13 protein-coding genes are annotated in these 18,563 nt (G+C 68.8%); 6 read left to right on the forward strand and 7 right to left on the reverse strand.

The window, feature by feature from the left end; genetic code table 11:
* Window positions 1-79 precede the first annotated feature (79 nt).
* On the reverse strand, window positions 80-1,525 hold the full coding sequence (locus tag ACFVWD_RS41855; protein WP_389603172.1) for a glyceraldehyde-3-phosphate dehydrogenase: 1,446 nt from the start codon (window positions 1,523-1,525) through the stop codon (window positions 80-82).
* Between the two features lie 537 nt (window positions 1,526-2,062).
* Here ACFVWD_RS41855 and ACFVWD_RS41860 point away from each other — a divergent pair.
* The 4 genes from ACFVWD_RS41860 to ACFVWD_RS41875 all read left to right on the forward strand — a co-directional run bounded on the left by ACFVWD_RS41860 (window position 2,063) and on the right by ACFVWD_RS41875 (window position 7,182).
* Window positions 2,063-3,493: a family 2B encapsulin nanocompartment shell protein gene (locus ACFVWD_RS41860; protein ID WP_389603173.1), complete on the forward strand. Its 1,431-nt coding sequence runs from the start codon at window positions 2,063-2,065 to the stop codon at window positions 3,491-3,493.
* A complete protein-coding gene (locus tag ACFVWD_RS41865) occupies window positions 3,490-4,548 on the forward strand; it encodes a family 2 encapsulin nanocompartment cargo protein terpene cyclase (protein ID WP_389603174.1) in 1,059 nt (352 codons plus the stop codon). The genes ACFVWD_RS41860 and ACFVWD_RS41865 overlap by 4 nt, the downstream gene beginning before the upstream one ends.
* Before the next feature lie 83 nt (window positions 4,549-4,631).
* Window positions 4,632-5,519, forward strand: coding sequence for a geranyl diphosphate 2-C-methyltransferase (locus tag ACFVWD_RS41870; protein WP_389603212.1), 888 nt, complete (start codon window positions 4,632-4,634; stop codon window positions 5,517-5,519).
* 97 nt (window positions 5,520-5,616) lie between these two features.
* A complete protein-coding gene (locus tag ACFVWD_RS41875; RefSeq protein ID WP_389603175.1) occupies window positions 5,617-7,182 on the forward strand; it encodes a DUF1254 domain-containing protein in 1,566 nt (521 codons plus the stop codon).
* Window positions 7,183-7,239: 57 nt separating this feature from the next.
* Here the strand turns inward: ACFVWD_RS41875 and ACFVWD_RS41880 are convergent, their stop codons facing one another.
* The 6 genes from ACFVWD_RS41880 to ACFVWD_RS41905 all read right to left on the reverse strand — a co-directional run bounded on the left by ACFVWD_RS41880 (window position 7,240) and on the right by ACFVWD_RS41905 (window position 13,722).
* Window positions 7,240-7,605: a hypothetical protein gene (locus ACFVWD_RS41880; RefSeq protein WP_389603176.1), complete on the reverse strand. Its 366-nt coding sequence runs from the start codon at window positions 7,603-7,605 to the stop codon at window positions 7,240-7,242.
* A gap of 89 nt (window positions 7,606-7,694) precedes the next feature.
* Window positions 7,695-8,444, reverse strand: coding sequence for a glycine betaine ABC transporter substrate-binding protein (locus ACFVWD_RS41885; RefSeq protein ID WP_389603177.1), 750 nt, complete (start codon window positions 8,442-8,444; stop codon window positions 7,695-7,697).
* A gap of 157 nt (window positions 8,445-8,601) precedes the next feature.
* On the reverse strand, window positions 8,602-9,243 hold the full coding sequence (locus tag ACFVWD_RS41890) for a hypothetical protein (RefSeq protein ID WP_389603178.1): 642 nt from the start codon (window positions 9,241-9,243) through the stop codon (window positions 8,602-8,604).
* A 188-nt stretch (window positions 9,244-9,431) separates the two neighbouring features.
* The gene (locus tag ACFVWD_RS41895; protein ID WP_389603179.1) at window positions 9,432-11,519 is read right to left on the reverse strand and encodes an FUSC family protein; all 2,088 of its coding nucleotides are present in this window, start codon (window positions 11,517-11,519) and stop codon (window positions 9,432-9,434) included.
* A 244-nt stretch (window positions 11,520-11,763) separates the two neighbouring features.
* Complete coding sequence (locus tag ACFVWD_RS41900) at window positions 11,764-12,978, reverse strand: carbohydrate-binding protein (protein ID WP_389603180.1); 1,215 nt, start codon at window positions 12,976-12,978, stop codon at window positions 11,764-11,766.
* A 123-nt stretch (window positions 12,979-13,101) separates the two neighbouring features.
* The gene (locus ACFVWD_RS41905; protein ID WP_389603181.1) at window positions 13,102-13,722 is read right to left on the reverse strand and encodes a hypothetical protein; all 621 of its coding nucleotides are present in this window, start codon (window positions 13,720-13,722) and stop codon (window positions 13,102-13,104) included.
* A 326-nt stretch (window positions 13,723-14,048) separates the two neighbouring features.
* Between ACFVWD_RS41905 and ACFVWD_RS41910 the strand changes: the two genes are divergently transcribed.
* Together ACFVWD_RS41910 and ACFVWD_RS41915 are read left to right on the forward strand one after the other, a co-directional pair.
* A complete protein-coding gene (locus ACFVWD_RS41910; protein WP_389603182.1) occupies window positions 14,049-15,512 on the forward strand; it encodes a carotenoid oxygenase family protein in 1,464 nt (487 codons plus the stop codon).
* Window positions 15,513-15,647: 135 nt separating this feature from the next.
* Entirely contained in the window at window positions 15,648-18,542 is a 2,895-nt protein-coding gene (locus ACFVWD_RS41915) for a BTAD domain-containing putative transcriptional regulator (protein WP_389603183.1), read from the forward strand.
* Window positions 18,543-18,563: the final 21 nt, after the last annotated feature.

Consider the following 18,563-nt stretch of genomic DNA (forward strand, 5'->3'; position numbering starts at 1 on the left):
GTCCCCCGGCGGTGGTACGACCGCCGGGGCACGGTGGGAGCGGAGGCGACTGGATGCCGATCGGGAGAGACTGCCGCGATCAGGCCGCCGGGGCCGGGTAGGTCGGGTATTCCACGCCGGAGACGTGCTGGACGACACGGACAACTTGGCAGGAGTAGCCGAACTCGTTGTCGTACCACAGGTAGAGGATCGCGTTGTCGCCTTCGACCTTGGTCGCGCCGGCGTCGACGATCGAGGCATGACGCGAGCCGATGAAGTCGCTCGAGACCGCGTCGGGGGCGCTGATGAAGTCGATCTGGCGCTTGAGCGGCGAGGTCAGCGAGACATCGCGGAGGTGGTCGAGGACTTCCTCGCGTGTGGTCTCGCGGGCGAGCTGCAGGTTGAGGATGGCGATCGAGACGTCCGGAACCGGGACGCGGATGGAGCTGCCGGTGATCTTCGCCTTGAGGTCGGGCAGCGCCTTGGCGACGGCGGAGGCGGCACCGGTCTCGGTGATGACCATGTTGAGCGGCGCCGAACGACCGCGGCGGTCGGAGTTGTGGTAGTTGTCCAGCAGGTTCTGGTCGTTGGTGAACGAGTGGACGGTCTCCACATGGCCGCGCAGAACGCCGTACTCGTCCGCCATCGCCTTCAGCGGCGGGACGATCGCATTGGTGGTGCAGGAGGCGCAGGACATGATCTGCTCGTCCGGCTTGATCGTGTCGTGGTTGACGCCGTGGACGATGTTGGGAACGTCGCCCTTGCCCGGTGCGGTCAGGACGACCTTGGCGATGCCGGGGCGAAGGTGCTGGGACAGGCCCTCGCGGTCACGCCACCTGCCGGTGTTGTCGATGAGGATGGCGTCCTTGATGCCGTACGCCGTGTAGTCCACCGACAGTGGGTCGTCGGAGTAGATCACCTTGATCTCGTTGCCGTTGGCGACGATCTTGCTGTTCGCCTCGTCGACGGTGATCGTGCCCCGGAACTGGCCGTGAATGGAGTCACGCCGCAGCAGCGAGGCGCGCTTGACGATGTCCTGGCCGGCACCCTTGCGGACGACGACGGCACGCAGCCGCAGCCCGTTGCCGGAGCCGGCCTTCTCGATGAGCAGGCGGGCGACGAGACGGCCGATACGGCCGAACCCGTAGAGGACGACGTCGCGCGGCTCCTGGCGCTCGATCTTGTTGACGCCCGTGGCGCCGGCCACGGCCTCGGCGGTGAACTCCGCCACCGACAGACCACGGTCGTCGGACTTGTAGGTCGCGGCGAGCATGCCGATGTCGATCTGCGACGGGCCGAGATCGAGCGTGGTGAGAGCCTCCAGGAACGGCAGCGTCTGGATGACCGAAAGTTCCTCACCGGCGATCTGCCGGGCGAACCGGTGGGTCTTGAGGATGCTCACCACTGACTTGTTCACCAGGGAACGGCTGTGCAGCAGGACCGTGACGTCCCGCTCCCGGTGCAGCTTCCCGATGATCGGGATCATCGACTCCGCGATCTCCTCGCGGTTGTTCCAATTGGTGAACGAGTCGTCATTGACAGTCACAGATTCATCTTTCGAGCTAGGTGGCGCTCAGATGGTAGCTCGACGCCTTTTTGATCATTCGAGCGGGGCCACCTGATCAAGAGGAACGCGCAGCCGAGGCGTTCGTACGCCCTCGCGCCGGTGGCACGGGTCCCGGCGACCGGCGTGAGAGCGCGCCCTCGTGACCGGTCTGCCTCGCGCGAGAGATGCCCACATCGAGGACACGAATGCGCCCCTTTCACGCGGTTCCGACCGCCACCTGTGACTGTTTCGCTTGACATGGGGCGCGCGCTGCCCAACTGCCCGGACCGTCACGAAGTTGCTGTCCTGGCGTCCACCTCCCCGGAATCCGTCTTCGACCTCCACCGCCTCCGTGAACCCACGCCGCACGGCTTCTGAGGCGTCGCCGAGGCGACCCTGCGACACGGGTTCAGGTCAGACGTCGTCCATGGCCAGGCGGTAGGAGCCCTCGCCCGAGGCGCACGGCGTAGACACCCCGCCTCGTTCGCTGATGTTCGTGCGTATCCACCCACGCCCGCTCACGTATCTGGAGGACATGTGACAGTCCCGGAAAGCTCCCCAGAAAGCGCCGCAGGACCCACCAACGACGGACCACGGTCCACCAGTCTCAGCACCCACGCTGCACGTCAGCTGGCCACCACCACCAAGTCCGAACCTCAGATGCAGGCCATCACCTCGCGATGGCTGATCAAGATGCTGCCTTGGGTGGACGTCAAGGGCGGCACCTACCGGGTGAACCGGCGGCTCCAGCTCCGCGTCGGCCGGGGGCGGGTGCAGTTCGAACAGAACGGCGCGGACGACATCAAGGTCATTCCCGAGACGCTGACCGAGCTGCCCGCCCTGCGCGGCTACTCAGACACCGCCGCCCTGCAGGAGATCTCCTCACGGTTCAGGGTGCGTGAGGTGCGTACGGGCCAGGTCCTCTTCGACGCCGGGCAGCCGGTCACCGAGGCGTACCTGGTCGTCCACGGCCGGTTCACCCGCTACACCACCGGCAAGTACGGCGAGCAGGAGGTCACCGGGGTCATCACGGACGGCGACGGGATGGGAGACGAGGCCATCGGCCAGGCCGACCCGCTGTGGTTGAGCTCGGTGCGGGCCGAGACTCCGGGCGTGGTGCTGGCACTCAACTGGGACACCCTGACGCAGTTCGTGGAGCGTACCCCGTCGCTCGCCGCCCAACTGGACGCCTTCGCGCAGCAACAGAGCAAGCCCATGAACCGCAAGGGCGAGGCCGACGTACCCGTCCAGGCCGGGCACGTGGGCGAACCGATCCTCGCCGGCGGCTTCGTCGACTACGACCTCGCCCCGCGCGAATACGAGCTGTCCCTGACCCAGACCGTCCTGCGCGTCCACACCAGGGTCGCCGACCTCTACAACCATCCGATGAACCAGACCGAGCAGCAACTCCGCCTGACCATCGAGGAGATCCGCGAACGCCAGGAGTGGGAGCTGGTCAACAACCGCGAGTTCGGTCTGCTGCACAACGTCGACTACGGCCAGCGCGTCAGCACCTTCTCCGGTCCCCCCACGCCCGACGACCTCGACGAACTGCTGTCCATGCGCCGCAAGACCCGGCTGTTCCTGGCCCACCCGAAGGCGATAGCGGCCTTCTTCCGGCAGTGCAACCGGCGCGGGCTGGTGCCCGGCACCGTGAACCTCGACGGCCACGAAGTACCCGCGTGGCGCGGCGTTCCGCTCTTTCCGTGCAGCAAGATCCCGATCAGTCCCCAACACACCAGCAGCATCATCGCGCTGCGCACGGGAGAGAAGGACCAAGGAGTCGTAGGCCTGCACCAGACCGGCATTCCGGAGGAGTACGAACCCGGCCTGAACGTACGGTTCATGGGCATCGACAGCACCGCGATCATGAGCTACCTGGTCACCGCCTACTACGCGATGGCCATCCTCGTACCCGACGCCGCGGGGATCCTGGAGAACGTCCAGGTGGGGCGGATCGCGGAATGAGCGAGCCATCGGCTTCCGGATCGCCGCCGCGACTGCCCGGGCCACCCCGCCTCGTCCCCGTCACGCAAGCCCGGCGGAGCGGGGCGATCCCCGGGCTGCGCCACCGGCCCGCCGCCCCCGCGGACCCGGGGAAGGCGGCGGAGGTCGACCGCAGGCTGGAGGCCTGGGTCCGTCGGCTCGACGCGTTCCCCAAGGCGTGGACGGGGGACTTCGCGGGGTTCCAGTTCGGCCGGGCCGTCGTACTCCAGCATCCGGGCGCGGCCGACCTCGAACGCCTCACCGCGGCCGGCAAGCTGCTGCTGGCCGAGAACCTCGTCGACAACTGCTACTGCGAGGAGGACGAGGACAGAGGCGGCTCGTCACGCGGACTCGGCGGCAGGCTGATCAGGGCCCAGTCCGCGCTCGACCCCTTCCACTCCACTCCCGAACTGGAAGCGCGGTGGCGGCGGGGTGTACAGGCCGACGGGCCGCTGCGCTCGTACCACGGGGCCCTCAAGGACTACGCCGTGTTCGCCACTCCCAGCCAGACCGACCGGCTGGTGCACGATCTCGCCCGGCTGCATCTGGGCTATCTCGGTGAGGCCGCCTGGTCCGAGATCCGGTACGTGCCACCGGTCTGGGAGTACCTGATGATGCGGCAGTTCAACAACTTCCGCCCCTGCCTGTCGATCGTCGACGCCGTGGACGGCTACGAACTGCCCGAGGCCCTCTACGTCCGGCCCGAGATCCAGCGGATCACCGCGCTCGCCGGCAACGCCACCACGCTCGTCAACGACCTGTACTCCTTCACCAAGGAACTGGCCAACGATCCCAGCCATCTCAATCTGCCTCAGGTCATCGCCGCCAACGAACGGTGCGGGCTGAAGGCCGCCTATCTGAAGGCCGTCGAGATCCACAACCAGATCATGGAGGCGTTCGAGGAGGAGGCGGCGGCCCTGTCCGCCACCTCGCCTCTCGTCGAGCGCTACGCCAGGGGCCTGGCCGCCTGGGTGTCCGGCAACCACGAATGGCACGCCACCAACACCCACCGCTACCACCTGCCGAACTACTGGTGACGCCCCGCAGCCCGACTCGTCGCCCACCGCGCCACAAGGAGTCACCTTTGCCCATCACCGATGCCGGCACCACGGCAGCGCCCATGCCGACCCAGGCCACCTGCCAGTCGACGTACCAGACCCGCGTCGCGGACTACTGGAACGCCGAGGAGAACCCGGTCAACCTCGAACTCGGCAAGATCGACGACCTCTACCACCACCACTACGGCATCGGGGACGTGGACTGGTCGGTGCTCGACGGAGACCGGGACGAGGGCGGGAACGAGGGCGGGGGCGGGGACGACGCTGCCGAGCGCCGTGACCGGATCACCTCCGAACTACATCGTCTGGAACAGGCACAGGCCGACCTCCTCGCCTCCCATCTCGGCCCCCTCTCCCCCGCCGACCGCGTCTTCGACGCCGGCTGCGGGCGCGGCGGCGGAAGTGTGGTGGCCCATCTGCGGTACGGATGCCACACCGACGGCGTCACGATCTCTTGGAAACAGGCCGACTTCGCCAATGCCCAGGCCCGCAATCGGCACATCGACGACAAGGTCCGCTACCACCACCGGAACATGCTCGACACCGGCTTTCCCTCCGGCGCTTATGCGGCCTCCTGGAACAACGAGTCCACCATGTATGTGGAGCTGGACCTGCTGTTCGCCGAGCACGCGCGGCTGCTGCGCCGCGGCGGACGCTACGTGACGATCACCGGCTGCTACAACGACGCCTACGGGCGGGCCTCCCGGGAGGTGTCTCTCATCAACGCCCACTACATCTGCGACATCCATCCACGGTCGGAGTACTTCCGCGCCATGGCCCGCAACCGCCTCGTACCCGTCCACGTCCAGGACCTGACCGCCGGCACCATCCCCTACTGGGAACTCCGCAAGCAGGCCGAGCACCTGGTCACCGGCATCGAGGAAACGTTCCTGAGCGCCTACGAGAACGGCAGCTTCCAGTACCTGCTCATCGCGGCCGACCGCGTCTGACATCTCCGCCGCGTTGGCGCTCCTGCGGATGAGTCCTATGGTGAGAAGTGGTGCAGAGGCTTTCCCACGAGGTGTTCACTACGGGGAGGACATGATCATGTCCGAAGCCACACATCCCACACATCACCGTCCGCTTCGGCGGACGCACGACGATGCCGCAGGCGTCACGGCCACCATCAACCGGGCGGCGAGCGCCGCGGGCGCCGCCGGTCGGGCCGCGGCGGATGCCGTACGGCACCCCCAGGCCGTGGTGGACCGGTTGCGGCATCTGCCTCAGGCGCTGCCACTGGTGCGGCAGGCGGTGGTACCCATCCTGACCGGACGAGTGCGTGACTGGCGTGGTGAGTACGCCTACACGTTGGGTGAGCAGGCATTCGTCTACGGTTTTCCGTACATCTACAACGCCCGGCTGCGTCACCAGTGGGTGACCCAGCCGCGTGACCCGGCGACGGTGCCGTATGCGGCGGTCAACCATTTCTGGCACGCGCAACGGCTGCTGGACGCCTCGTACCAGGACGGCGGCTGTCCCAACAACGACACCCTGTACTCGACCGCGTGGGTGGACCTGCGCAGCGAGCCGATCATTCTTTCGCACCCGGACATGGGTGATCGCTACTTCTCCTTCGAACTGATGGGCATCACCTCTGACAACTTCGACTACATAGGCCAGCGGACCACGGGATCCGACGCCGGCCATTTCGCGATCGTCGGTCCGGACTGGAGCGGGCAGCTTCCCGATGGTGTGCGCCGTGTCGCGACCGCGCCGAGCCCGTGGATCCTGATCCTCGGCAGGACACTGGTCGACGGCGAGGACGACGTGCCGAACGTACAGACGCTCCAAGCCCAGTACCGGCTCACTCCACTCGGCTTCTTCGGCAGGGGCGGCGGAGCCGTCGACCCGGCGCAGCTCCCGGCGAGCCATGAGGTGGCGGCGCCGGTGGATCCCGCGCAGGATCCCCTCGGCCCCTGGAAGACGCTCAACGCCATGCTGGCCGAGAACCCGCCACCGGCGCACCACGCGATCCTGCTCAAGCAGTTCGCCGAGATCGGCATCGGTCCCGGTCTCGACGTCGAGGCCCAGCCTGAGGCGGTCAGGCAGAACCTCATCCGGGCCGCGGCTGTCGGTACGCCGATGCTCAAACAGCAGATGCTCAGCGGTGAGTGGGCACATGTGGTGAACGGTTGGCGTTATCCGCCACCGCAGATGGGCCGCTTCGGCGACGACTTCGTCAAGCGCGCCGCCGACCAGTCGTTGGCGGGCATCATGGCCAACGATCCCGACGAGGCGGTCTATCTGCTCAACTACGACGACGCGGACGAGAACAAGCTGTCGTCCGGCCGGTACACGCTGCGCTTCGGCGCGGGCGCGATGCCGCCCGTCGATGCCTTCTGGTCCCTGTCCGCCTACGGCGACGACATGAACCTGATCCCCAACCCGGCCGACCGCTACTCGGTCGGGGACCGCACGCCCGGGCTCGTCATGGACCCTGACGGCGGTCTGACCCTCCATCTGCAGTCCACATCACCGGGAGAGGACCGTGAGGCCAACTGGCTGCCCACGCCCGAAAGCGGCACCTGGTTCGTGATCCTGCGCATGTACCGTCCGCACCGCGAGGTCGTGGACGCGGTGTGGGAATGCCCTCCGCTCACCCGTGTCGACTGACCTGACGGATCCGCAGGCCGCGCGTGGCGGCCCACGGACCGGTGCATGGGGCTGCTCTCAGCCGATGTAGAGCTGGTACGTGGCGCCGTTGCTGGTGTCGTTCGCCGAAATGAGCCGGGGTTCCCACCGCCATCCGGTGCTCGGCTTGCGGTGGTGGAACTCGACCGACTGCCCGGCTATCCACCAGTAGCCTTCCGCCAAGGTGCAACCCTTCGGGGCGATCTCCCAGAACCTCGAGCCGCCCCAGTCGCCGTACTGGTTCTCGCCGACGAAGTAGAACTTCACCGTCTCGGTGGACCCGCTGCAGACCTTGAGCTGTACGTACTTGTTGGCGGCGTAGGCCGTTCCCGGAACCGCCAGACTGCCGAAGAGGGCGCCTGCGGCGAGTGCCGCCGTGGCGACTTTGCGCTTGAGACCGTGCATGGGACTGTCACCATTCTTGTTCTTGGAACCGGAGTGGACCGGGCTGGACCGGGTGGAGCAGATGGGACCGGACCGGATCGGATGTGGGCTCAGCGCGGCAGGCCCTTGGACCGCAGCCAGGTCCTGGCCGCCTTCCCGGGAGCCTCGCCCGCGTTGACGGAGGAGGCGAGCGCCGTCAACTGGCCGGTCGTCAGCGGGGCGTTGACGCGGGCCAGAGCCGCCCTGCCGCTCGCGTCCACGGCAGGGGAGCTGATGAGCGGGAAGACGTGCGCGGACGGGACGACGGACTTGGGATCGGCCAGTACGACCAGGCCGTCCCGGGTGATCGCGGGGTCGGTGCTGCGCAGCGCCAGCACATCTGCCCTCCCCGATGTTCCGGCAGCGGTGAGAGTGACGCCGTACGCCTGCTTCAGGGACGAGGTGGACGGGGCATCGGGATCACCGGAGGCGTCACCGCCCAGTGTCAGGCGACCGCCGGCGTTGCCGAGGTCGGCGAGGCTGCGCAGTGTGTGGCGCTTGGCCGTGGCCTTGGTGACCGCGAGGACGACCCCGCGCCGCGCCGCGGACGGCGGCAGCGCGACGGTCCCCGGAGGCAACGCCATGCTCAGCGTTGCCTCCATGTCGCCGGGCATGGTCTGACCGCCCGGCAGCGCACGCAGCATGGCGCTCTCGTAAGCGGGCGCGATACCGATCTTGCCCGCCACCACGGCCTGGGCGGTGTCGGCTGGGGACGCGTACGTGGCACTCGCGGTCCGCACCTCCTGCCCGGCGGCGGTGAGGAGTTCGCGGTAGATCGCCGCCACGACCCGGCTCTCCGCGGAGCCGTCGGTGCCGATCACGGTCGGCCCCTGACGGTCCGCGTGGCCGCTGTACGTGCCTTCGGTCGGCCCGTCCGCACATCCGGAGAGAACGAAGAGCGAGCAGACGGCGAAAGCGACGATTCGGAATGGAGAACGAATTCCTGGCATCACGGATGACCACATGCGATGAGCCGATTCAGCAGTGTGCGCCGATTTCGGCCGAGGTCATCGGCCGGTCCTTGAAGTTGACGTAGCCGTAGCCGGGGTTGTCCTTGTTGAAGCCGGACTGCTGGAAGTCGTAGAGGTACCAGACGTAGTGGTCGTAGTACTTGTTCTTGAACTGGATCTCCCACCAGCCCTTGGCCTGCTGCTTCGAGGTCCCGCGCTCGAGCCACCCGACACTTCTGGGCGAGATGTTGATCGTGTTGGACTCGGTGTCGGTGTGCGAGTTCTCCCAGCTGTGGCTGTAGCTGGTCTCCACGGAGGCCTCGAAGACCAAGGAGAACTTGTAGGTCGCCGAGACGGAGACGCCGACCGTGTTGCCGGCGGTGGTCGTGTCCGACCAGTCGATCCGGTGCTGGTTGGTGTTGCTCCCGCAGTTGTACGCGGTGCTGCCCACCTGGTGCTTCGGCCCGGTGTACCCCCAGTAGCTCTGCGGGTGGAACTTGCAGAGACTTGCCCAGTTGCAGGCCTTCAGGAGTTCGGCGTTGGTCGGACTGCTCGCCGCGAACGCCTGCGGGGCCACGAGCAGTGAAGCACCCATGGTCAGAGCTGCGAGCGTCCCGGCCGTACGGGCAAGGTGCCGGGCCGATCCGTTCCTGCGGTGCGCGGATACCATTGATCACTCCATGAGGAGGGCGGACTTCGGGGAATGTCCCGCCGACTGCGGCCACGTGCGATCGGCGTTCAACTCGTTCATGAGCCTGGCAGCGTTCCATCAGGGATTGATCAGAGCCGGATCAGAGGTGGCTCACAACCGAGCGGAGCGAGCGCGGCCCGCCCGGCGTCATGAAAGGCCCGTCGGGCTCAGTCCTTGGGTCCGACGGAGTCCTCGATGCGGGCGAGCTGGCGGTCGATGTCGGTCAACCACACTTCGAGATCGATGAGTGCGGGCAGCGCCGGGTGGTGCTCCGGCAGCGGTGGGCCAGGGGGACTCCGGTCTGGCGCGGGGCCTTCGTTGGTGGTGAAGTACGTGGCGATGCGGTCGGCGTCCGTCGTCAGCTCGGCGGCCGTCCTGCGGACCCATGTGCTCGCGTCCGGCGGCACATCGGTCAGGGGCACTTCGAAGCAAGGAAGCCGCTGGGCTCCGAGCACCGTGTGGTACGCCACGATGAGCACCCCGTGCCAGTCGGCCTGGCCACCCTCCCAGGCGGTGGGTGGCTCGCTGCGGTACTGCGCATAGGCGGACTCCGCCAGACGCAGATGACGCAGGGTCGGCAACGTCGCGGGCGGAGACGGTACGGGCGCGGCCAGGAGCGCTTCGGCCGTGGCAGGTATCAGCGCCCCGCACGAGCGCAGCAGGCTCGCCATGGTGCGGTGTACCTCCCTGCGTGCCCCCGCCGGCCAGGCCAGCAGCCCGCACAGCAGGCCGATGACACTGCCGGTGACGACATCGACGATGCGGGCTTCCGACAGTCGCCAGGAGGTCGGAGTGATCTGGGCGAAGGCGAGGGAGACCACCAGCGTGAAAAGCCCCTGTGCGTAGGCGACTCCGAGCCGTGGGCCCAGAGCGAAGGCGATCAGCATGCCCGGCACGAGCAGGACGGCGTAGGCGTCCAGATGCCGGCCGAGGGCGATGAGCAGCGCACCTGCCGCGACAGCCCCCACCAGGTTGCCGACCATGGCCTGGCGCACGGCCCGCCAGGTGGCGCCGACCGTGGTGCGCCCCAGCGTGAGGACCGCGAGAAGGACCCAGAATCCGTGCGCGAGGTCGAGGGTGCCCGCGACAAGACGGGCGATGGCGAGGCCGCACGCGACCCGTACGGCGTTCTGGAACCACACCGAGCGATGCGTCGCGTTGCCTGCGATGCGCCGCGCCCACAGATGCGTCGTGGGCAGGTCGGCGTACCAGAAGAGTTCGGGGGGCGGGAGAGGCGAAGTTCTGCGCCCGGCGGCGGAGACGCCCAGGGCGGTCACCGCGATCCACGTCGACTCGGCCAGTGTCAGTTCCGTCGCCTGTCGCCGCAGGACGCCGGTGTCCGCGCCCGGTTCCTCCGGGTCGGCCGCACAGCGGATCCGTTCCGCCTGGAACTGGCGGATCGCGCTGTCGAGCGCGTCGGCCGTCGGTGGACGCTCTCCGGCACGCAGGGCCGCACCCGTGTCCTTGCACGTCCGCGCGACGCGTTCACGGAGCGCGGCGGACGATCGATCCGTGCGCGGCGCTGTGCCGGCAGACACGGACGTCGCGCTCCGCGCCGCCAGCTGGTCCACGACCCGGCGGACCGCGGCTCCCGCCTGTGCCAGGGCCCGGTCCCGGCGCCCCGGGCCGGTCGGGCGCTCAGCCGGGGAAACCTGCGACAGCCGCATCCCCTCGCTGAGATCACGCAGCCTCGCGACGGAGACGCGGGCCGGATCGGCCGCTGCCGCGGCGGCTGTCTCCAGCGCGTCGGCGAGCAGGATCCGGAAGCCGGTGGCAGGTGGACCGGGCAGCACGAACACCTGGCACAGGGTGAGGAGTACGACGCCCACGGTCACGCCCGTCAGCCGTGCGCCCAGCGTCTGAGGAGCGTACGGCGGGAAGCAGGCGAGGATGTAGAGGAGTTGGAGGCCGGGGGCTGGACCCGCCGTACGCGGTCCGGCCACCACAGTGAAAGCCAAAAGGAATCCGACGATCAGCATGCCTGCCACGGCGGCCGCCGTGCTCAACGCGAGTGCCGTGCCCAGCGCGACGAGACCCACTCCGAACGGCAGGGTCCGCAACGTGATCCATGCCTGCTGCCGGCCGGTCCCGGGAATGGTGGACAGCAGGCCGAGCGCGATCGGTGTGAACAGTGCGTACAGCGCCGCCACGGGTTGCTGAAGGCCGTAGAGGAACGTGTAGAAGCCGACGCTCGCCGAGCAGGTGACCTGGATCGACCGTCGTACGATCGCGCCACCGCCCGGCCCCGGCGTCATGCGTGCTCGCCGCCCGCGCCGGTACGTGCACCGAGGACGGCCCCTGACGGCGATGGCGGCTGTCCGCGCATGGCGACGTTCCTCTCGGCAGGCGCCGCGTGTCCTCGACGACGGGGCCTCTGACCATTTTCGACCCTCTGAAGGGTCGGCGCATGTCCGGCGCCGGTGGGCGGGGCACCTCAAGGGCCCCGCCGAACCGGTCCGGCACACCGTCAGGCGGTCAGGTCGTCAGGCGGTCAGATCGTCAGCAGGTGCCCTCGTCCTGCCAGACACCCCACTCGGAGGCGACGGGAGTCTCGTTCTGAGTCCACCACTTGGCCTTCCAGTTGTGGTTGTTGTACGACACCTCGTTGCCTGCGGTGTAGACCGCGGTCGAGCTCCAGGCCGGCTTGCACCCGGTGCCCGGGGGCGTGGGCGTCGGCGTCGGGGTGGGCGTCGAGGAGGGCGGGGTGGCCCCGGCGAACTTCACCGAGTACTTGGCGAAGTCCCAGGAGTTCTGCGCCACGCTGGAGCAGGTGCCCGAGGTCCGGCCACCGTTGTCGGCCGGGGTGCACTGGCGGTCACGGTTGAGGGACCAGAACGTGAAGCGGTCCATGTTGTGGCTGGTGGCGTAGTCCAGCACGGTCTGGAAGTCGGCCTGTGTGAAGTACTCGCCGGTGTCGCTGCGCCCGTTCATCCCGGAGAAGCCCTCGTGGGCGTACGCGGTCGCCTGGTCCCATCCGAAGGTGGACTGCAGGATCTGGTTGAAGTTGGTCAGCGCGCTGGTCTGCGAGGCCGCGCCGTTGAAGCCGCCGTCGAACGGCATGATGGAGAAGTTGTTCGGGGTGAAACCCTGTGACTTCGCCTCCAGCAGCATCTGCTTGCCGAACCAGCCTGTGCCGTCGGCGGTGCCGGCGGTGGTGACGGAGACGTAGAGTCCGGGGTTGTTCTGCTGGAGGATCTTGGCGGCGCCGATCTCGTTCTTGATGGCCGCCGTGTTCTCGTACTCCGGCTCTTCGAGGTCGAAGTCGATGGCGTGCAGTCCGTACTTGGTGATGACCTGCTGGTACGCCGCGGCCGTGGCAGCCGCGTCCGAGCACACCTGGCCGAGCTTGGTACCGCCGTAACCGCCGATGGAGACGGAGACGTCGCCGCCCTTGGCACGGATGGTGTTGACGACCGACTGCACAGCGGTGTCCGAGGAGACCGCGGCCGTACCGCCCCATGTGGGGCTGCAGCCGCCGCCGTTGGGGGCGAGGACGAAGGCGAGCTGGAACGCCTTGAGGCCGGTGGCGTCCATGATGGCGGCCGGGTCCGGCGGGTCGTTGTCGAGCGGCATCAGGTAGGGAGCCGCGGCGTACCAGCGGTTGCTGAGTGCGGAGGTCGCGCCGGAAGCGCTGCCCGCGACCAGTGCGGTCGTGCCCGCTGCGGCGAGTCCGACGGCGGCCGCCGCGCCCAGACATGCGCGAAGACGTCTCACTGCGTGCCTCCAGGGAGTGGGGAGAGTCGCCCCAGCTTCCTGTAGGTGTTGCGTCCATGCCAATAGATTGGCCTAGACCAAATAACTTTTGGACTAGACCATACGATTGCTTTACCTCTTGGGTCAGCCCCGCGCCTGCGCCCTGACATGTGCCGGGTACCACTTCGTGAAGCGGATCGCCGCGACCAGCAAGGCGATCGGGATGACCCAGTTGAGCCAGTCCGACCCCGACTTCACGTGCAGTGCGAGCAGTCCCAGCAGGGCCGTCGCCAGGAACACCCCGCCCCACATGGCCGTCAGGATCCGGTTGGTGCGCCGGAACAACGGCGAGTCCCAGTACCTGCGGGGCACCGACTCACGTGCGTACTGCTCGGTGAACGGAGTGAAGGCGAGGGAGCCGAGTGCCACGACGGCGATCACCCCGTTGGACAACGTCTGCGCGTAGGTTTCCAACCACATCAGGTCCTGCCGGTCCACCACGAGCCCGAGTACGAAGATGACGGCGAAGAACACCAGACTCGCCGCCTCCAGAATCCTGAAGCTCCCGCGTCGCAGGTCGGGCACATTGAGCACAAGGGCAGCGATGAGCGCGGCCAGTGCGGCGTACTTCCACGTACTGGGGCTCGCCACCACGTCGAAGATGATCCAGGGGGCGAAACCGAGGAAGACGCTGTTGGTGCGCAGGGCTTCGCGGCTGGACGCATCGGCCTGCGCATCGGCCGCCGGCATTCCGGACTGCGGCATTCCGGACTGCGGAGACTCGCCGCTCCCCGTCGCTCCGCGTCCTCGATTCGCATCGGGTTGAGCCATCGGACACCTCCGCGGACGGCGCCTCCATGTCGGAAACCGAGAGCGCGAGGAAACCCCCGGCCGGGGCGCTGAGGCGAGGACCTCTGCTTCTCATGCTGCGACCGCCCCAACCCCGCCGCATCCGCTGCGGAAGTCCCCCCGGTGTCGGTTCGGCACTCCGTTTGCAGGCGGCAGACCTCGGCGTTTGACTGAAGGATGACGGCCGACTGCCCGTCGGCGCCAGGACAGTTCGCTCGCTCCCCGCCGCGCCGGGACTCACCATGACCTCGCACCCGCCCACCACGTTGGACCCCACCCGCGTCGCGCACCTCATGGGCTCCTTCGCCCCGGTCTCCGAAGAGGTCGACGTCATCGATCTGGAGGTCCAGGGGCGCCTGCCGAACGACCTGGACGGGCTGTATCTGCGCAACGGCCCCAATCCGCGCTTCGGCCCCATCGGCTCCTACCTCTATCCGCTCGACGGCGACGGCATGCTGCACGGGGTGTGGATCTCCCAGGGCGAAGCGCGCTACCGCAACCGGTTCGTGCGCACACCCGCCGTGCTCGCCGAGGAGAAGGTCGGACGAGCGCTGTGGGGCGGACTGGAATCGATGATCATGCCGGGTCCGGCGGACGTGGGCCCCGATCTGGCCGACACATTCAAGGACCTGCCCGACATCAACGTCGTCAGACACGGTGGCAGGATCCTCGCCCTGGCCGAATCCGCCTGCCCCTTCCGGGTGAGCCCGGATCTGGACACTCTCGGCAAGGAGACCTTCGGCGGCGCACTGCCCTCCGGCATCACCGCGCATCCGAAGATCGACCCGCTCACCGGTGAGATGGCGGTCTTCTGCTACGGCCTCGAACCGCCGTGGCTGACCTGGTCGATCATCGGACCCGATGCAACGGTGCGGCGCGGCCCCACCGTCGTGGCCGGGGTCGACGAACCCATGATGGTCCACGACATGGCGTTGACGAGCCGCCGCTTGGTGCTCGTCCTCGCACCGGCCTTCTTCGATCTGTCGGCCGCCATGAGCGGTGGCTCCTTCATCGCCTGGCGCCCCGAGCGCGGCACACGGGTGGCGCTCGTTCCACGGGACGGAGGGCCGGTGCGCTGGGCCGAGGACGAGGCTTTCTGGCTGTGGCACACCGTCAACGCGTACGACTCGTCAGGCCGGCCCAGTGAGCCGGACGGACCGGACCCGACGGTGACGCTCGACTACGTACAGTGGCCCCGGTTGGCACTCGGTGACTCCGAGATGTCGGGCTCGGGACGTGCGGCCGACAGGGAGGGCGGCAGCGGTCTGGCACGAGCCGTGATCGATCCGGCGGCCGGGACCATGCGGCGCACCCTGCTCGACGACTCCCACGTGGAGTTCCCGCGCGTCGACGACCGCCTGATCGGCCGCCGCCACAGCCGCTGCGCGCTGGCAGCGCGTACCCCTGGTGCGGAACTCCTCTCAGGCGAATTCGACGCGTTGCGCTGGTACGGCACCCAGGGCGCCGCGGGCTCGTGGCCTGCGGGGAACCTCTCGGTCGGGGAACCGGTGTTCGCACCGGTGCCGGGTGACCCGTCGGAGGATCACGGCTACTGGATGACGTACGCGACGGACAGGACGGACGGGACGAGTTGGCTGCTGGTCTTCGCGGCGCAGGAACCGGAGGCGGGGCCGGTGGCGCGCGTACGGATCCCGGTGCGCGTACCACTGGGCCTGCACGGATGCTGGCTGCCGACGGAGGAGTGACGGCATCGTCGTGCGTGGAATTCACCTGATGCCGGGCCTCCAGGGCACTGCCGTAAGTCGGTCGTCCTTCGGGTAGGCGCACCAGCGGAGTGACGTAGGGTGAGCACCGAGGTGGAAGACCGGAGGGGGCATGGGGTGGCACCGGAAACGGTGCGGTTCGCGGTACTTGGACCGGTTCGGGTCTGGCGGGCGGGGACGGAGCTGCATCTCGGGCGTCCGCAGGAAAGGGCGCTGCTGGCCCTGCTGTTGGTACGGGCAGGGCAACCCGTCTCCATGAGTGAGATCGTCGACGTCCTGTGGGGCCGGCGTCCGCCGGACACCGCGGTCAATGTGGTCCACCGGCATGTCGGGGCACTGCGCCGCCTGTTGGAGCCCGGTCTTCCCACCCGGGCACCGGGCCACTGGCTGCTCCGGGATACGGGCGGATACCGACTGGTGGCCGACAGCGGCTCTCTGGACCTGTTGCGCTTCCGTGCGCTGCGGATCGAGGCCCGGCGGGCCGCCTCCGACGGAGCGCCCGCACGGGCCGTGGATCTCTTCACCGAGGCGTTGTCGCTGTGGCAGGGGCCGGCCGCCCACGGAATCCCCGTGGAGGCGCGCGCACACGCGGCGTTCGGCTCACTGGACGACGAGCGCCTCGCGACCGTGAAAGAGGCCGCCGATGTCGCGCTGCGTGCGGGCGTGCCGGGTGTGGTCCTCCCCCGGCTCCGGGAGGCCGCTGCCGACAGCCCGTTGGACGAACCGCTGACGGCCAGGCTGATTCTCGCTCTCTCGGCCACCGGTCAGCGGCCTGAGGCGCTCAGCACATACCTCACCGTGTCGGACCGTCTCGCCGACGAGTTGGGCATCGATCCTGGACCGGAGCTGCGCGACGCCCACCAGGCGGTACTGCGCGACGCGGCATCGACGGCGGCCGGGCCCGGAGCCGGGGCCTCCGAGGCGCGCACCGCCCAAGGTCCGGCGGCCTCGGACCTGGTCGGTCCGCGAGCGGTCCCCCTGCCCGTGCCCGCGCAACTGCCGCTCGATCTGCCGACGTTCACCGGTCGGCGGGCCGAACTGGACGAGGTCCTCGCACCCCTGTCGAGCGAGGGGCGGTCCGCCGAAACAGTGGTGATCAGTGCCATCGGTGGAATGGCCGGAGTCGGCAAGACCACGCTCGCCGTGCACTGGGCCCATCGGGTCACGGACCGCTATCCCGACGGGCAGCTCTACGTCAATCTGCGGGGCTTCGACCCGTCGGGGGCCGTCATGCGCCCCGACGAAGCGATCCGCGGTTTTCTGGACACGCTGGGAGTACCGCCGGAACGCGTCCCGCACGGTCTGGACGCCCAGGCCGCGCTCTACCGCAGCATGCTGGCCGGACGCCGGTTCCTCGTCCTGCTGGACAACGCCCGGGATTCCGATCACGTACGGCCGCTGCTGCCCGGCACGCCCGGCTGCCTCACGATCGTCACCAGCCGGAACCAGCTCTCCGGTCTGGTGGCCGCCCATGGGGCCCACTCCCTCACACTGCGTCCGCTCGACACCGACGAGGCACGGGAACTCCTCATCCGCCGTCTGGGGGCCGAGCGGGTCGCCGCCGAGCGGGAGGCGGTGGCGGAGATCATCGCACTGTGTGCCGGGCTGCCGCTGGCCCTGGCCTGCGTCGCCGCCCGCGCGGCCACCCACCCGCACTTCTCGCTGTCGGCCATCGCCGCCGAGCTGCGCGAGGCCCATGGCAGTCTCGACGCCTTCATCGAGGCCGACGCGTCGGCCGATGTCGGCGCGGTCTTCTCCTGGTCCTCCCGCGCCCTCTCACCCGCCGCCGCCCGCCTCTTCCGACTGCTCGGACTGCATCCCGGACCTGATTTCACCGCACCGGCCGCTGCCGCCCTGGCCGGGCTCGCGGTACGGGAGGCGCGGCTGCTGCTGACCGAGCTCTCGCGCGTGCACCTCATCAACGAGCATGCCCCCGGCCGGTACGCCTTCCACGACCTGCTCCGCGCCTACGCCGCCGAACTGGCGCACACCCAGCACAGCGAGGCCGAGTGCCGGGCGGCCGTAGACCGGCTGTTCGAGCACTATGTGTACTCGGCGCACGCCGCCGGTCTGCTGATCGCACCGTACGTGGACACGATGCCGCTCCCGCCTCTCCCCGAGGGGGCCCTCCCCGAACCACTCGCCGACGACGAGTCGGCTCTGAACTGGCTGGCGGCCGAGTACGCGGTGCTGCTCGCCGTCATCGACGCGGCCACGAGCTCCGGTTCGGACCGCCTTGTCTGTCTGCTCGTCTCGTCCCTGGAGCGGTTCTTCGACCGGCAGGGGCACTGGCACGACTGGGTGGTCGCCCAACGGACCGCGCTCGACGCCGCACTGCGGCTGTCCGACCCCGTCGTGGAAGCTCACGGCCTGCTCGGACTGGCCCGGGTGGAAGGCCGACTGGGCCTGCGCGACGAAGCCGGTGCCCACCTCGACCGTGCCCTGGAACGCTTCACCGAACTCGGAGACGACGTCGGGCGGGCCTACGTCCACCTGAGCCTCGGCTGGGAGGCCGAGCAGCACGGTGACCTCCCCGGCGCCCTCCGTCATGACCAGCTGGCCCTGGACCTCTTCCGGGCCACCGGTCGACGGGCCGCGCAGGCAACCGCCCTCAACGCGGTCGGCTGGGACCACGCGACGCTCGGGGATCACCAACAGGCCCTGAGCCACTGCCTCGAGGCCTTGACCATTCAGCGGGATCTCGGAGACCACATCGGCCAGGCCGCCACCTGGGACAGCATCGCCTACGCCCACCACAACCTAGGCGACCACCCGCAGGCACTCACCAGTTACCGCAACGCTCTCACCATCTTCCGGGACCTGGGCGTGCCGTCCGAGGAGGCCGGAACCCTCGTCCGTATCGGTGACACGCACCGTACGACAGGCGACCACGAGGCCGCCCGCGCCGCCTGGCGCAGCGCCCTCGCCCTCTTCACCGAACTCGCCCATCCCGACGCCGAGCGGGTCCGTGCCCGGCTCGATGAACTCGGCGAACCGCACGGTGACGCCTGACGGGAAGCGTGCCCCGGGAAT

Source organism: Streptomyces sp. NPDC058086 (assembly GCF_042885015.1).
Taxonomy (GTDB): Bacteria; Actinomycetota; Actinomycetes; order Streptomycetales; family Streptomycetaceae; genus Streptomyces.

Bases quoted from the DNA above. Each gene is read 5' to 3' on its own strand.
- ACFVWD_RS41865 (WP_389603174.1), top strand. From the start codon at position 3,490: ATGAGCGAGCCATCGGCTTCCGGATCGCCGCCGCGACTGCCCGGGCCA.
- ACFVWD_RS41870 (WP_389603212.1), top strand. From the start codon at position 4,632: ATGCCGACCCAGGCCACCTGCCAGTCGACGTACCAGACCCGCGTCGCG.
- ACFVWD_RS41875 (WP_389603175.1), top strand. From the start codon at position 5,617: ATGTCCGAAGCCACACATCCCACACATCACCGTCCGCTTCGGCGGACG.
- ACFVWD_RS41880 (WP_389603176.1), bottom strand. From the start codon at position 7,605: ATGCACGGTCTCAAGCGCAAAGTCGCCACGGCGGCACTCGCCGCAGGC.
- ACFVWD_RS41890 (WP_389603178.1), bottom strand. From the start codon at position 9,243: ATGGTATCCGCGCACCGCAGGAACGGATCGGCCCGGCACCTTGCCCGT.
- ACFVWD_RS41895 (WP_389603179.1), bottom strand. From the start codon at position 11,519: ATGACGCCGGGGCCGGGCGGTGGCGCGATCGTACGACGGTCGATCCAG.
- ACFVWD_RS41905 (WP_389603181.1), bottom strand. From the start codon at position 13,722: ATGCCGCAGTCCGGAATGCCGGCGGCCGATGCGCAGGCCGATGCGTCC.
- ACFVWD_RS41910 (WP_389603182.1), top strand. From the start codon at position 14,049: ATGACCTCGCACCCGCCCACCACGTTGGACCCCACCCGCGTCGCGCAC.